12 protein-coding genes are annotated in these 15,251 nt (G+C 68.5%); 7 read left to right on the forward strand and 5 right to left on the reverse strand.

What is annotated here, in order from left to right:
• Positions 1 to 22: 22 nt before the first annotated feature.
• From ACWH49_RS07460 to hslU, 5 genes are all read left to right on the forward strand, one after another.
• Positions 23 to 1,066 (forward strand): CobW family GTP-binding protein, encoded by a 1,044-nt coding sequence (locus ACWH49_RS07460; protein ID WP_056465730.1) that lies wholly within the window; start codon positions 23 to 25, stop codon positions 1,064 to 1,066.
• A 172-nt stretch (positions 1,067 to 1,238) separates the two neighbouring features.
• Positions 1,239 to 2,081: an RNA polymerase-binding protein DksA gene (gene dksA, locus ACWH49_RS07465; protein ID WP_448170883.1), complete on the forward strand. Its 843-nt coding sequence runs from the start codon at positions 1,239 to 1,241 to the stop codon at positions 2,079 to 2,081.
• A 70-nt stretch (positions 2,082 to 2,151) separates the two neighbouring features.
• The gene (locus ACWH49_RS07470; RefSeq protein ID WP_448170884.1) at positions 2,152 to 3,861 is read left to right on the forward strand and encodes a hypothetical protein; all 1,710 of its coding nucleotides are present in this window, start codon (positions 2,152 to 2,154) and stop codon (positions 3,859 to 3,861) included.
• Positions 3,862 to 3,923: 62 nt separating this feature from the next.
• Positions 3,924 to 4,460 (forward strand): ATP-dependent protease subunit HslV, encoded by a 537-nt coding sequence (gene hslV, locus ACWH49_RS07475; RefSeq protein ID WP_056465734.1) that lies wholly within the window; start codon positions 3,924 to 3,926, stop codon positions 4,458 to 4,460.
• Positions 4,457 to 5,809 carry an ATP-dependent protease ATPase subunit HslU gene (gene hslU, locus ACWH49_RS07480; protein WP_448170885.1) on the forward strand — a complete coding sequence of 451 codons (1,353 nt, stop codon included), beginning with the start codon at positions 4,457 to 4,459 and terminating at the stop codon, positions 5,807 to 5,809. The genes hslV and hslU overlap by 4 nt, the downstream gene beginning before the upstream one ends.
• Before the next feature lie 12 nt (positions 5,810 to 5,821).
• On the opposite strand, the gene ACWH49_RS07485 is transcribed toward hslU, so the two are convergent.
• Genes ACWH49_RS07485 through ACWH49_RS07505 form a run of 5 tightly spaced genes read right to left on the reverse strand, consistent with a single transcriptional unit; the run spans position 5,822 to position 10,966 of the window.
• Positions 5,822 to 6,589: a type III pantothenate kinase gene (locus ACWH49_RS07485; RefSeq protein ID WP_448170886.1), complete on the reverse strand. Its 768-nt coding sequence runs from the start codon at positions 6,587 to 6,589 to the stop codon at positions 5,822 to 5,824.
• Positions 6,590 to 6,602: 13 nt separating this feature from the next.
• Positions 6,603 to 7,265, reverse strand: a complete 663-nt coding sequence (locus ACWH49_RS07490; protein ID WP_448170887.1) for a hypothetical protein — start codon at positions 7,263 to 7,265, stop codon at positions 6,603 to 6,605.
• Between the two features lie 42 nt (positions 7,266 to 7,307).
• The gene (locus ACWH49_RS07495; RefSeq protein WP_448170888.1) at positions 7,308 to 8,924 is read right to left on the reverse strand and encodes an NAD(P)/FAD-dependent oxidoreductase; all 1,617 of its coding nucleotides are present in this window, start codon (positions 8,922 to 8,924) and stop codon (positions 7,308 to 7,310) included.
• Positions 8,925 to 8,966: 42 nt separating this feature from the next.
• A complete protein-coding gene (locus ACWH49_RS07500; protein WP_448170889.1) occupies positions 8,967 to 9,779 on the reverse strand; it encodes a beta-ketoacyl synthase chain length factor in 813 nt (270 codons plus the stop codon).
• Positions 9,776 to 10,966 (reverse strand): beta-ketoacyl-[acyl-carrier-protein] synthase family protein, encoded by a 1,191-nt coding sequence (locus tag ACWH49_RS07505; RefSeq protein ID WP_448170890.1) that lies wholly within the window; start codon positions 10,964 to 10,966, stop codon positions 9,776 to 9,778. The genes ACWH49_RS07500 and ACWH49_RS07505 overlap by 4 nt, the downstream gene beginning before the upstream one ends.
• A gap of 95 nt (positions 10,967 to 11,061) precedes the next feature.
• Here ACWH49_RS07505 and ACWH49_RS07510 point away from each other — a divergent pair, with 95 nt between their 5' ends.
• A complete protein-coding gene (locus ACWH49_RS07510; RefSeq protein WP_448170891.1) occupies positions 11,062 to 11,904 on the forward strand; it encodes a PPK2 family polyphosphate kinase in 843 nt (280 codons plus the stop codon).
• Between the two features lie 22 nt (positions 11,905 to 11,926).
• Positions 11,927 to 15,250 (forward strand): fused isobutyryl-CoA mutase/GTPase IcmF, encoded by a 3,324-nt coding sequence (gene icmF / locus ACWH49_RS07515; protein ID WP_448170892.1) that lies wholly within the window; start codon positions 11,927 to 11,929, stop codon positions 15,248 to 15,250.
• Position 15,251 lies beyond the last annotated feature (1 nt).

Below are 15,251 nucleotides of genomic sequence, written 5' to 3' on the forward strand. Positions count from 1 at the left end.
CCATTCCAGCAAGGCAACCTTCATGGCACTCATCCCCGCGACCATCCTCACCGGCTTCCTCGGCTCGGGCAAGACCACCCTGCTCAAGCGCGTGCTCACCGAGGCCCATGGCCAGAAGATCGCCGTGATCGAGAACGAATTCGGCGACGAGAACATCGACAACGAGATCCTCGTGCAGGACAGCAAGGAGCAGATCATCCAGCTGAACAACGGCTGCGTCTGCTGCTCGATTCGCGAGGACCTGCGCACGACGCTGAGCGATCTCGCCGAGAAGAAGCGCAAGGGCGAGCTCGATTTCGACCGCGTCGTCATCGAGACCACCGGCCTGGCCGACCCCGGCCCGGTCGCGCAGACCTTCTTCATGGACGACGAGATCGCCGAGAGCTACCTGCTCGACTCGATCCTGACGCTGGTCGACGCCAAGCACGGCGACCAGCAGCTCGACGACCGTCAGGAGGCGCGCCGCCAGGTCGGATTCGCGGACCAGATCTTCATCAGCAAGACCGACCTCGTCGATGGCGCCACCGTCGACGCGCTGATCCACCGCATCAAGCACATGAACCCGCGGGCGCCGCAGACCAAGGTCAATTTCGGCGAAGTGCCGCTGGCCGACGTGTTCGACCTGCGCGGCTTCAACCTGAACGCCAAGCTCGACATCGACCCGGAATTCCTGAACGCCGACCCGCACGCCGGCCACGATCATGACCACGATCACCACGACCACGAGCACGGCGAGCACTGCGACCACCCGCACCACCACGTGCACGACGACGACGTGAAGTCGTTCGTCTTCAAGTCCGACAAGGCCTTCAACCCGGCCAAGCTGGAGGACTTCCTCGGCGCGATCGTCCAGGTCTACGGCCCGAAGATGCTGCGCTACAAGGGCGTGCTGTTCATGAAGGGCAGCGACCGCAAGGTGATCTTCCAGGGCGTGCACCAGCTGATGGGCAGCGATCTGGGCCCCAAGTGGGCGCCGGGCGAGAAGAAGACCAGCAAGATGGTGTTCATCGGGCTGGACCTGCCGAAGGACATCTTCCTGCAGGGCCTCGAAGGCTGCCTCGTCTGACGCGTGAATTCTGGCCGCTTGCGCCGGTGCAACGTGGCTACAATCCGCGGCGGCCGAAGACCCACCCCTGAGCACAGGGTATAACCGCCGACGCGAGGAGAACGCTTTGAGCAAGACACCGGCCCCGAAAGCGCCCACGAAGAAGACCGCCGCTGCGAAGGCCGCCCCCGCCGTGTCTGCGAAGTCCGCGAAAACCGCTGCCAAGCCGGTGACCGCGGCGAAGAAGCCGGTCGCGCCGGCCCCCGCGCCCAAGAAGCCGGCGGCCAAGGCAGCCGCCGCTCCCACCGTCGCGGCCAAGCCGGCCGCAACCGCCAAAGTGCCCGCACCCGTGATCAAACCCGCTCCTGCTCCTGTCGTCGTGCCGGCCACCGCCGCGCCCGTTCCTGCCGCCGTGGTGCCGACGAAGAAGTCCGGACGGGGCGCTTCCAAGTACCCCGCGCCGCAGGTCCAGGCCCCGTTGCCGCCGCCGACCTCGCGCTTCGCCGACCGGTTCGCCCCGCCTCGGCCCCCGACCCGACAGATGAACAACCTCGAACTCGATACCCCGCGCGAAAAGCACAAGTCCGACCCGAAACTGGCCAATGCCTGGAAGTCGAAGGCCGGCCGGGACCTGACCGAACCCGAAATCCTGGCGATGCCGGATTCGGAATACATGAACGACAAGCAGCTCGAATTCTTCCGCGTCAAGCTGCAGACGCTGAAGGACGACCTGCTGAGCAATGCCGGCGAGACCACCGAGCACCTGCGCGAAGACACGTCGATCGTCCCCGACCCGGCCGACCGCGCCACGATCGAGGAAGAGCACGCCCTGGAACTGCGCACCCGCGACCGGGAACGCAAGTTGCTGAAGAAGATCTCGCAATCGCTGCAGCGCATCGATGCGGGCGACTACGGCTTCTGCGACGAAACCGGCGAGCCGATCGGTCTGGGTCGCCTGATCGCACGCCCGACCGCTACACTGTCCCTCGAAGCGCAGCAGCGGCGCGAGTTGAAGCAGAAGATGTTCGGGGATTGACCGGCCCGTCGCCGGTCGAACCGCCCGCTGATCGCCGTCACCCAACCAAGGAGCCCGCGAGCCCCTCGCCATGTCGGATCCGAAAGACACGACCAGCTTCTTCCGCAAGGTCGTCAAGTTTGTCGCCAACCCGACCACCGAATGGGCCGAGCTCGGCACCCCGGCCGAAGAGACGCGCGAGACGGAATACGCCAAGGGCGAGCTGAAGGCGATGATCGAGCGCAAGCGGCGCAACGATTTCGTCCGCAAGCGCGAGTTCGACATGCTGCGCAAGGTGCGCCGCGAGGGCCTGACCAGCGAACAGCTGGCCGCGCTCGGCGGCTCCTCGCGCATCGACGATTCCGAAGGCAAGATCATCGACAGCGGCGCCAAGGCCGAGATCGGCGTGAAGGCCAAGATCGACGAGATCGAGCAGCAGATGGTCGGCGACGCGCCCTACGTCAACACCGCCAACCGCCGCACGCCCGAGTTCTACAACGCCCCGACCGTCCCGGCCGCCATGGACACGCGCGCCGCGCGCACCTCGTCGCGCAGCCATTTCGACGCGGCACCCGTCGACGACCTGATGGCCGACCGCGCGCCACCGCTCGGCACGTCGCCGGTCGTGATGGGTGGCGGCGTCTCGCCGCTGTCGCCGGTCAAGGCCGGGGCGCCGGCCGTGCCGGAGCCCGCGAGCCCGTTCACGCAAGAGCTGACCGAGATCGCCCACGACCCGGAGCTCGACGAGGCCGTGATCGCGTTCGCGAACGCCGATTTCGACCAGTGCGAGCAGGCGCTCGCGGCGCTGACCGGCCCCGGTGGCCCGCGCGCGCAGCACGCCGAGACCTGGCTGGTGCTGTTCGACCTGTACCGTGCAATCGGCCAGCAGCACAAGTTCGAGAGCCTGGCGCTCGACTACGCGCAGCAGTTCGGCTGGTCCGCGCCGCAGTGGTTCTCGCTGCCCAAGCTGGTGGCCGAGGCTGCCGGCGAGGACCGGCCGAAGCGCGCGCGCATCGACGGCCAGGTGGGCTGGGTCTGCTCCGACCACGTCGACGCCGAAGCCGTGTCGAAGCTGGCTTCGCTGGCGCTGCAGATGCCGCTGCCGTGGGTGTTCGACTGGAGCGCGCTGCGCAGCATCGATGCCGAAGCCTGCGCGCGGTTGTCCGAGCTGTTCCGCAACTGGAGTGACCAGGACCTGGACATGCGCTGGCTCGGCGGCGAGCGCCTGTTCACGGTGCTGGCCGAGTCCGCGCCCACCGGCGTGCGCGATGCCGATCCCGCTTACTGGCAGGTGCGGCTCGACGCGCTGCGGCTGGCGAACCGGCCGGACCAATTCGACGAGGCGGCCATCGACTATTGCGTGACCTACGAAGTCTCGCCGCCCTCGTGGGAACCGGCGCGCTGCGAGGTGCGGGTCAGCGGCACCGGCTCGACCACCTCCTCGCCGCCGCTGTCGATCGTCAGCGACGTGTCGACGAGCTTCCTCGAATCGCGCCTGACCGAGGACACCGGATTGGTGCAGGTCGGCACGGTCGAGCTGTCCGGGCAACTGGTCGGCGATATCGGCAAGACGCTCAAGAAGATGGACACCGAGCTCGGCACCGCCAGCATCGTCAATGTCTCGTGCGCACGCCTGATCCGGGTCGATTTCATCGCCGCCGGGGACCTGCTGAACTGGGTGCTCGCCCGTCGCAGCGAGAACCGCGCGGTGCGCTTCGTCGAGGCGCACCGGATGGTCGCGCTCTTCTTCGGCGCGATGGGCATCAACGAGCATGCCAAGGTCAAGGTCCGCACAGTCTAGGCTGCGGATGTTCTGCTGATCGCTGCGCTTGAAACCGCGCAGCTCGCAACTATCTACTCCCGATGGAAAACTATCACGGCACGACCATCCTGAGCGTGCGTCGCGGCAATGTGGTCGCGCTCGGGGGCGACGGGCAGGTCACGCTCGGCACCATCGTCGTCAAGTCGTCGGCCCGCAAGGTGCGCAAGCTGTACCGCGACCAGGTGCTGGCGGGGTTTGCCGGCGCCACCGCCGATGCGTTCACGCTGTTCGAGCGCTTCGAGGCCAAGCTCGAGAAGCACCAGGGTCACCTGGTGCGCGCGGCCATCGAGTTGACGAAGGACTGGCGAACCGACCGCGTGCTGCGCCGCCTCGAGGCGATGCTCGCCGTCGCCGACCGCGAGGCCTCGCTGATCATCACCGGCAACGGCGACGTGCTCGAGCCCGAACACGGCATCGTCTCGATCGGCTCCGGTGGCGCGTACGCGCACGCCAGCGCACGGGCGCTGCTGTCCAACACCGAACTCGCGCCGCACGAGGTGGTGAAGAAGTCGCTCGAGATCGCGGGCGAACTCTGCATCTACACCAACCAGAACCACATCATCGAGACGCTCGAATGAAGAGCAGCATGACGCCCCAGGAGATCGTCTCCGAACTCGACGGCCACATCGTGGGCCAGGGTGGTGCCAAGCGCGCGGTCGCGATCGCGCTGCGCAACCGCTGGCGGCGCCAGCAGGTGGCCGAGCCGATGCGTGCCGAGATCACGCCGAAGAACATCCTGATGATCGGGCCGACCGGGGTCGGCAAGACCGAGATCGCGCGGCGCCTGGCCAAGCTGGCCGATGCGCCGTTCATCAAGGTCGAGGCGACCAAGTTCACCGAGGTCGGCTACGTCGGCAAGGACGTCGACTCGATCATCCGCGACCTGGTCGACATGAGCGTGAAGCAGGAGCGCGAGAACGCGATGCGGCGCCAGCGCAGCCGCGCCGAGGATGCGGCGGAGGACCGCGTGCTCGACATCCTGGTGCCGCCGGCGCGCAGCAACAGCAACGAGTTCGGCCTGACCGCATCGGTGCCGAAGATCGAACCGGACAACACCGCCCGCCAGGTCATGCGCAAGCGCCTGCGCGAGGGCGCGCTGGCCGACAAGGAGATCGAGATCGAGGTCGCCGATCCGAAGGCGTCGCTCGAGATCATGGGCCCGCCGGGCATGGAGGAGATGACCGAGCAGCTCAAGGGGCTGTTTGCGAACGCCGGCAGCGGCAAGAAGAAGGTCCGCAAGCTGCGCATCGCCGAGGCGCACAAGCTGCTGATCGACGAAGAGGCGGCGAAGCTCGTCAACGACGACGAGGTCAAGGCCGCAGCGCTCGCCAACGCCGAGCAGAACGGCATCGTCTTCATCGACGAGATCGACAAGGTCACTTCGCGCGCGGACTCCGGCAGCGCCGAGGTCTCGCGCCAGGGCGTGCAGCGCGACCTGCTGCCGCTGGTCGAGGGCACGACGGTGAACACCAAGTACGGCATCGTCAAGACCGACCACATGCTGTTCATCGCATCGGGCGCGTTCCACCTGAGCAAACCGAGCGACCTGATCCCGGAGTTGCAGGGACGCTTTCCGATCCGCGTCGAGCTGGGCTCGCTGAGCGTCGACGATTTCGAGGCGATCCTGACGCAGACCCATGCCAGCCTGGTCAAGCAGTACACGCTGCTGCTCGCGACCGAAGGCGTCACGCTGGAGTTGCAACCCGAGGCCATCCGCCGCATCGCGCAGATCGCGTTCGACGTCAACGAGCGCACCGAGAACATCGGCGCGCGGCGCCTGTCCACGGTCATGGAGCGCTTGCTCGACGAGATCAGCTTCGACGCGCCGAACCGCGGCGGTCAGACCGTGCGGGTCGATGCTGCCGAGGTCAACGACAAGCTCGCCGAACTGGCGAGGAACGAAGACCTGTCGCGCTACATCCTCTGAAAAGCCCGCGCCTCAGAGCGCGAGGCGGTGCGCCTGCATCTGCAGCAATCCCTCGAAGATCAGCGTATCGACCGTCTCGAACGGCAGGTCGGTGATCGGCGCGAGCTTCACGGCCGCGCCGCCGGTCATCAGCAGCGCGGGCTTCTCGCCGGTCTTCGCGAGCAGCTTGCGGTACATGCGCTCGACCGCGCCGGCGATCGCGTCCGCGCCACCGCTCATCAACGCGTCGCTGGTGTTGGTCGGGAAATCCACCGCCTCGCCGGTCGGCGCCTTCAAGCCGGCGGTGCCCATCTCGAGCGCGCGCAGCATCAGGCCGAAGCCGGGCAGGATCAGCCCGCCGAGGAAGCGGCCACTCGCATCGAGCGCGTCGACCGTGACCGCCGTGCCGACCATCACCACCAGCGCCGGCCGCGCCGGCCCCTGCGCCAGCACACGATGCCGCGCACCGATCAGCGCAACCCAGCGGTCGACGCCGAGCCGGCTCGGGTGGTCGTAGCTGTTGGTCACGCCGCAGGCCTGGGCCCCGGACACGACCCAGCGCGGCTCGATGTCCCAGAGCTCCAGTTGCTCCTCGACCCGGCGTTTGACGCCCTCGCCCGCCACCACGCAGCCCAGCATGCTGCCCGGCGCCGTTAGCGTGCGCCATTCGTTGTCGGCCAGGTCGTCGATCGTCTCGAGAAAGACCGCGCCGTGATGGAGCAGCGCGGCCCCCGCGTGCGGCGCGCTGTACTGCGCCCATTTGAGGCGCGTGTTGCCGATGTCGATCGCGAGAAAGGTCATGGGAAGGCCGCGCTCAGGCGGGCACGAGGGAGGAATCGACGCGGCTGGCCAGCAGCTGGCGAACGCGCTGCATCGTCTGGCTGGCCGCCAGCGAGCGATGCGGCTTGGTGATGCGGGCCTCGACCTCGTCGAGCAGCAGCGCCAGTTCGCCGCGGGTGCGCGCGCGGCGCAGCTTCAGCAGCGTCAGCGAGCCGGCCAGCGGCGCCTCCGCCCGCACGGCGCGCGCGAGGATCAGCCGAACCTCGGCGACGACGGGATCGATGGCGCCCGGCTCGCTGCCACCCGAGGGCAGCCACGACACCGGTCCGCGCGAGTCGCCGAGCGTCGAGTCGGTCGACAGCGAGGGATAGAGCGTGCGCGACGGCGGCAGCAGCGAGTCGGCGCCAGGCGCCGCGCCGAGCGGCAAGTCCACATGCAGCACGCTGGCAGGCCCGGACGCTTCGTTGCCCGACGGCGCCACCAGCTCGGGCAGCGTGATCAGCCCCATCGTCAGCAGTTCGTCGAAGCAGGATTCGGGGACGCCGGCTTGCAGCGCCATGCGGCGCACATCGGCAGCGTGGCGGCGGCCATCGACCAGGAACAACACCGTGCGGTGGCGTTGGCTGAGACGACGCTGGCGTGTGACCAGTTCGTCCTGCCCCGCCGCGGTCTTGATCGGAACCGTGCCTGCGACCACGCCCACCTCCTGATGCCGCGCCTCAACCGGCGCGATTGTGCCTCAGGCGAACTCGGCGAGCAGCGCAGCCGGCGCCGGCACGTCGGCCCGCTCGGCCAGCACGGCGCGCAGCGCCGAGCCATCGAGCGCCGGGTGCTCGAGCGCAGCGCGGGCCAGCATCTCCGCGGCGAGCGTGCGCAGCTGCTGCGTCGACGCCTGGACGCGTGCGCGGAATTGCGCGTCGTCGAGCTCGTCGTTCAGGCTGCGGTTCAGCTCCGCGAACCACGGCAGCGAGGCCTGGTCGAGCATCACCGCCGGGTTGCGCCGCGCGCTCACCGCGGACCAGCCGCGCAGGAACGCCTGCACCGCCACGTTCAGCTTCTGGCAATGCGCAAGCTCCTCCCGCAGGCTGCCGAGCGCGGCCAGGTCGGTCAGGCGGCGCTGGAAGAAGAACTGCGCGAGCACGCCCCAGTAATACGTGTAGTCCCAGATCACCTTGACCGGCAGCACTTCCGGGTCGGCGAACAGCGGGTACTGGTCGGTGTAGAGCGCCAGCGTGCTCTCGTAGAACGAGTGGTAGATCTGGTCATAGAGCTGTGCATGGGCGCCGAGCGGCCGGCCGGCCCGGTCGATCGCGATCAGATCGGTGATGTAGGTGTTGGCGATGCCGATGAAATCGCTGCCCGGCGAATAGAACGGATCGAGGAACAGCCCGGCCTCGCCGGTCAGCGCCCAGCGGTGCGCCGAGAACACCTGCTTGCAGCCGTACGAGAACTTGCGGAAGAAGGCGAAGTCCTGCAGCAGCGCGCGCTTGCCGTTCAGGTCGTCGAACAGGCGCGGCTGGTAGCGCTCGAACCAGTCCATCGCCTTGTCGAAGGTGTTCATCGAATCGAGCGGGTGCACGCGCGGGTCGGCGACGATCCCCACCGAGTGCGAACCGGACGAGAGCGGGATCAGCCAGACCCAGTATCCGGCGCCGACCAGGTGGTTGGTGGACATCCAGCGCGAGTCGGGCGGGTCGCAGCGTGCGCGCCACGCGGCGCTGTCCGACCAGTCGTCGATGACGATCCGGTCCTTGATGCGGAACCAGACTGCGTGCGCCTGGTGCGCGTTGTCCTGCGCCAGATCCAGCTGTCGCTTCAGCAGCCCGGCGCGGCCGCAGGCGTCGACGACCCAGCGCGCGTCGATCTCGCGCGTCACGCCGCCACGCTCGAAATCGATGCGATGCGGCGCGTCGGTCTCCGACAGCGCCACCTTGCGCACCAGCGCATCGTCGATGAACTGCACGCCGCGGCGCTGCGCTTCCTGGCCGAGGAAGTTCTCGAAGATGCCGCGGTCGATCTGGTAGCTCGGCACGGACAGGAAGCGGCTCGCGCCGATCTCGGTGACCTGGTCGATGTCGCGCCGGCCCTCGGAAAAGAAGAAGCGGAACCCGAACTTGCGCAATTGCGATTCGTCGAGGTGCTTCTGCAAGCCCAGCACCTTGCTGAAGTAATGCGCGCCGATCTCGACCGACGACTCGCCGACCTTGTGCGCCGCCTCCGGCACCGGGTGACGACGACGCTCGATCACCAGGATGTCGATGTCGGCGAACTGCTGACGCAGCTGCAATGCGAGCGTCAGCCCGGCCAGCCCGCCGCCCATGATGACGACGTCGTGTGACTCGCGCGCTTGGTTCATCGCCCGAGTATGCCCGGGGCGACCCCATGACACGGTCGGCCCTTAACCTCGATCGCGACATGCGCAGACTTGCACGCGCAGTCCGAGCATGGCAGACAGCGGCAGGGTCAGCACCTCGGGCGCGCCGCCGGCCAGCGTCTCGAACAGCGGCAGCGCATCGGCCATCGCGTTGCCGGCCAGCGGCAGCGCGGCCTCGCTGCGCAGCGGAATGCGCCCGGCGGCGCCGGGGACGAGCATCGCGTCGAGTCGCGCCAGCGCGCGCGGACCGCGCTGCCGCGCGAGCACGAGTGCGACCGCGAGCAACCCGCGGCTGTCGTTGGTCGACGCCAGCGCGCCGGTGGCGGCGACGTCGCAGCCGACGAGCAGAACGGGTCCCGCGTCCGCCGCCGCCTGCGTCCAGGCCTCGAGCAGGCCCGCGGCGAAACTGCACTCGAACGCGCTGACGGCGGTGCTCGCCTGCATGCAGCCGGTGGCGATGCCCCAATAGCCCGAAGCCGCGTTGTGCACCGAGTTGTGGAACCTGGTCGGCGACATCGACCAGGGCGCGCGCGCCAGCGTGCTGCAGACGTAGTCGGTGATCGCCAGGTCGCCGTGGGCGGAGGTGAACACGCTCAGCAGGTCGCTCGGCGCGCGGCCCGATTGCGCCACGGCCCGCGCCGCCACTTCGAGCGACAGCGCGACCGAATCGGGCGCGCGGCGGCGCTCGGCGGCAGGGAGCAACTCCGGCAACGGGCGAGTGGCCGGCGGATCGACGGCACGGCCTTCCCCGCGCAGTGCCGGCGCCGCGGTGTCCCAGCCGGGCAGCGTGGGCGCCCACAGCGCGATCCCCTCGACGAACAGGGACGGCAGGCTCATCGCGCCGCCCCACGCGAGAACGCCAGCACGCAGTTCGTGCCGCCGAAGCCGAAGGAGTGGCTCAACGCGATGCGCACGTCGGCGCGCGCCGGGCGCGTGCGGATCTGCGGGCCGCACGCCGGATCGGGTTCAGCGCAGTTCAAGGTGCCCGGCATCAGCCCGGTCTCGAGCGCGAGCAGCGCGAACACGGCCTCGACGATGCCGGCGCTGCCCAGTGCATGGCCGGTGAAGCCCTTGGTCGACGCGGCATGGGTGCGCGCGCCGAAGCGGCGTGCGACCAGCGCGGCCTCGACCTCGTCGTTCTTCGCGCTCGCGGTCCCGTGCAGGTTGATGTGGTCGACCGCGCTCGCATCGATGCCGGCGCGCGCCAGCGCATCGTCGAGGGCACGCTCGGCGCCCCGCCCTTCGGGGTGGGGGCTGGACATGTGGTGTGCATCGCTCGACTCGCCGTGGCCGATCAGCTGCAGCGGGCCCGGCCCGCGCTCGAGCAGCGCGAAGCCGGCGGCCTCCCCCAGGTTGATGCCGTCGCGGCGGCGATCGAACGGCCGGCACGGTTCGGGCGACACCAGCTGCAGGGCGTTGAAGCCGAACAGCACGCTGCCGCACAGCGAGTCGGCGCCGCCGACGACCGCGGCGTCGACCAGCCCCAGACGCAGCATCCGCTCCGCCACCGCGAACGCCTTGGCGCTCGACGAGCAGGCGGTCGAGACCGTCAGGCACGGGCCGTCGAGCACGAGCGCGTCCTGCACGAAATTGGCCAGCGAATGCGGCGTGTGGACGAGCGTGCTGCGCAGCGCGACGGGGAACCGGCCGTCGGCGTCGAGCAACCGGTAGGCGTCTTCGGTCGCGCCGATGCTGGAGGTCGACGTGCCCAGGATCACCGCCACCCGCGAGCTGCCGACCCGCCGGCGCGCCGCGGCGACCGCGTCGCAGAAGCCGTCCGCCTGCAGCGCCAGCCACGCGAGCCGGTTGTTGCGGCAGTCCCAGCGCTCGAGCGAGGCCGGCAGCGGCCGGTCCAGACCGTCGACCTGCCCGACCCAGGTCGCCAGGGGAGACGGTCCGAACGCATTCGGCCGCAGCCCGCCCCGCTCGGCCTCCACCGCCGCCTGCATCGCGGCAACACCCACGCCCACGGCCGAGGTGGCGGTGAAGGCGGTGATCCGGGTCGGCGCGATGGGTTGGGGCATGGCAATGGGGCCGGAGGATAAAACGTCTGTCAGATCGTTGCAGGGCTACACTATTTACTTGACGTATACGTCAATCAACCGGAGCCGCAGACCGCATGGCCAAAAAGAAACCCGATCTGGCGGACTTCCAGTTCAGCGGCGCCGGTGGCGGCCGTGCCGCGAAGTCCTTCGATCTGACGCAGTTCGACCCGTCCGCCAAGCCCTTCGGCAGCGGCGACAAGGCTCGCGACAAGCAGACCGCCGCCGACCTCGCGCTCGAGCTCGACGAACTGCAGAACCTGTTCTGGGCCGACAAGCGATTCCGCCTGCTGGTCGTGCTGCAGGGCACCGACACCAGCGGCAAGGACGGCACGATCCGCGGCGTGTTCGGGCAGATGAGCCCGCTCGGCGTGCACACGGTCGGCTGGAAGGCGCCCACCGAGCCGGAGCGCGCGCGCGACTACCTGTGGCGCATCCACCAGCAGGTGCCGGCCAACGGCGAGGTGATGATCTTCAACCGCAGCCACTACGAGGACGTGCTGGTGCCGCCGGTCAGCGGCTGGATCACGCCGGCGCAGACGAAACAGCGCTACGCCCAGATCAACGACTTCGAGCGGATGCTGACCGAGACGGGCACCGTGATCGTCAAGTTCCTGCTGCACATCTCGAAGGAAGAGCAACGGGTGCGCCTGCAGGAACGCCTGGACGACCCGACCAAGCACTGGAAGTTCGCGCTCGGCGACCTGGACGCGCGCAAACTCTGGGACAAGTACCAGAGCGCCTACAGCGACGCGATCGCCGCGACCGGCACCCCGTGGGCGCCCTGGACCATCGTGCCGGCCGACTCGAAGACCCACCGCAACCTGATGATTGCGCAGGTCATGAAGAAGGTTTTCGAGGCGATGAAGCTGCGCTATCCGGACAGCGACCCCCGACTGAAGAACCTCAAAGTCGTCTGAGCACGACGCAGGAGACAAGACCATGACCGACCTGTCCGCCGAGTTCAAGGCGCTCGCCGACTACCGCCCGACCCACAAGGTGCGGTTCGTCACCGCGGCCTCGCTGTTCGACGGCCACGACGCCGCGATCAACATCATGCGACGCATCCTGCAGGGCATGGGTGCGGAGGTGGTCCACCTCGGCCACAACCGCTCGGTCGACGAGGTCGTGACCGCGGCGCTGCAGGAGGATGCGCAGGGCATCGCGATCAGCAGCTACCAGGGCGGGCATGTCGAGTACTTCAAGTACATGGTCGACCTGCTCAAATCACGTGGCGGCGCGCACATCCAGGTCTTCGGCGGCGGCGGCGGCGTGATCGTGCCGAGCGAGATCGCCGAGCTGCAGGGCTACGGCGTGACCCGCATCTACAGCCCGGAGGACGGCCAGCGCATGGGCCTGGCCGGGATGATCGGCGAGATGGTGATGCGCTGCGACGTGGACCTGTCCACGTACGCGCCGAAGGCCTTGGAAGCGATCCAGGGCCGGACCGAGGCGCACTGGCGCGCGCTCGCGCAGTTGATCACCGCACTCGAGAACGGCCAGGTCGGCGCGCCGCTGAAGGCCGCGCTGACTGACGCCGCCGCGGCCGCGACGACACCGGTGCTCGGCATCACCGGCACCGGTGGCGCCGGCAAGTCGTCGCTGACCGACGAGTTGATCCGCCGGCTGCGGCTCGACCAGGGTGACGCGCTGCGCATCGCGGTGATCTCGATCGACCCGTCGCGCCGCAAGAGCGGCGGCGCGCTGCTCGGCGACCGCATCCGCATGAACGCGATCGCGCCGTGGACAAGGCCGGGAACCGACGCTGACGTGTCGGGGGGCCAACGCGTCTTCATGCGCAGCCTGGCCACCCGCGACTTCGGCAGCGAGATCAGCCAGGCGCTGCCCGACGTGCTCGCGGCGGTCAAGGCGTCGGGCGGCTTCGACCTGGTGATCGTCGAGACCTCGGGCATCGGCCAGGGCGACGCGGCGATCGTGCCGTTGGTCGACGTGCCGATGTACGTGATGACGCCCGAGTTCGGTGCGGCCAGCCAGCTCGAGAAGATCGACATGCTCGACTTCGCCGAGTTCGTCGCGATCAACAAGTTCGACCGCAAGGGCGCCGCGGATGCGCTCCGCGACGTCGCCAAGCAGGTCCAGCGCAACAAGGAGGCGTGGAAGACGCCGACCGAGCAGATGCCGGTGTTCGGCACGATGGCGAGCCGCTTCAACGACGACGGCGTCACCGCGCTCTACCAGGCGCTGCTGCCGCGGCTGGCGCAGCTCGGCCTGAAGGTCGGCCCGGGTGCGCTGCCGCTCGCCGCGACCCGCCACAGCACGCACCAGGTGCCGATCGTGCCCGGCGCGCGCGTGCGCTACCTCGCCGACATCGCCGACACCGTGCGCGGCTACAAGGCGCATGCGCGTGCCCAGGCGAAGCTCGCACGCGAGATCCAGCAGCTGCGCGCTTCCGCCGAGATGCTCAAGATCGACAAGCCCGACCGCACCCGCGCCGCCGAAGCGACCGTCAACCTCGCCGAGGAGCGCGAAGCCCGCCAGGACCCGCGCGCGAAGAAGCTGCTGGCGATGTGGCCGGACATGCGCAAGGCCTACGCCGGCGACGAGTACGTGGTCAAGATCCGCGACAAGGAGATCCGCACCGCGCTGACCTACACGACGCTGTCCGGCAGCAAGGTCCGCAAGGTCGCGCTGCCGCAGTACGAGGACCACGGCGAGCTGCTGCAGTGGCTGATGCTCGACAACGTGCCCGGCTCGTTCCCGTACACCGCGGGTACGTTCGCGTTCAAGCGCGAGGGCGAGGACCCGACCCGCATGTTCGCCGGCGAGGGCGACGCGTTCCGCACCAACACCCGCTTCAAGCTGCTGAGCTCGGGGATGGCGGCCAAGCGCCTGTCGACCGCGTTCGACTCGGTCACGCTGTACGGCAACGACCCGGCGGTGCGGCCGGACATCTACGGCAAGGTCGGCAACTCCGGCGTCAGCATCGCCACGCTCGACGACATGAAGGTGCTGTACTCGGGCTTCGACCTGACGCACCCGGCGACCAGCGTGAGCATGACGATCAACGGCCCCGCGCCGACGATCCTGGCGATGTTCATGAACACCGCGATCGACCAGAACCTCGACAAGTTCAAGACCGACAATGGCCGCGAACCGACCGCCGACGAGGCCGCGAAGATCACCGCGTGGACCAAGGAGAACGTCCGCGGCACCGTGCAGGCCGACATCCTGAAGGAAGACCAGGGCCAGAACACCTGCATCTTCTCGACCGAGTTCTCGCTCAAGGTGATGGGCGACATCGCCGAGTACTTCGTGCACCACCAGGTGCGCAACTTCTACTCGGTGAGCATCAGCGGTTATCACATCGCCGAGGCGGGCGCGAACCCGATCTCGCAACTCGCGTTCACGCTCTCGAACGGCTTCACGTTTGTCGAGGCCTACCTGGCGCGCGGCATGCACATCGACGACTTCGCGCCGAACCTGAGCTTCTTCTTCAGCAACGGCATGGACCCGGAGTACACCGTGCTCGGCCGCGTGGCGCGGCGCATCTGGGCGGTCGCGATGCGCGACCGCTACGGCGCGAACGAGCGCTCGCAAAAGCTCAAATACCACGTCCAGACCAGCGGTCGCAGCCTGCACGCGCAGGAGATCCAGTTCAACGACATCCGCACCACGCTGCAGGCCTTGATCGCGATCTACGACAACTGCAACTCGCTGCACACCAACGCCTTCGATGAAGCCATCACGACGCCGACCGAAGACAGCGTGCGCCGCGCGATGGCGATCCAGCTGATCATCAACCGCGAGTGGGGCCTGGCGAAGAACGAGAACCCGAACCAGGGCAGCTTCATCATCGACGAGCTGACCGAACTCGTCGAGGAAATGGTGCTGCAGGAGTTCGAGAAGATCGCCGAGCGCGGCGGCGTGCTCGGCGCGATGGAGACCGGCTACCAGCGCGGCAAGATCCAGGAAGAGTCGATGCACTACGAGATGCTGAAGCACACCGGCGAGTACCCGATCGTCGGTGTCAACACGTTCCGCAACCCGCACGGCGACCCGGTCGCCGACACGCTCGAACTCGCGCGCTCGACCGACGACGAGAAGCAGTCGCAGCTCAAGCGCCTGGCCGACTTCCAGGCCCGCCACGCGAACGAGTCGCCGGCGATGCTGGCGCGGCTTCAGCAGGCGGTCATCGAGAACCGCAACGTCTTCGAGGTGCTGATGGACGCGGTGCGTTGCTGCTCGCTCGGGCAGATCACCAACGCGCTGTTCGAGGTGGGCGGGCAGTACCGGCGGAGCATGTAAG

The sequence above is a fragment of the Rhizobacter fulvus genome, from assembly GCF_964020785.1.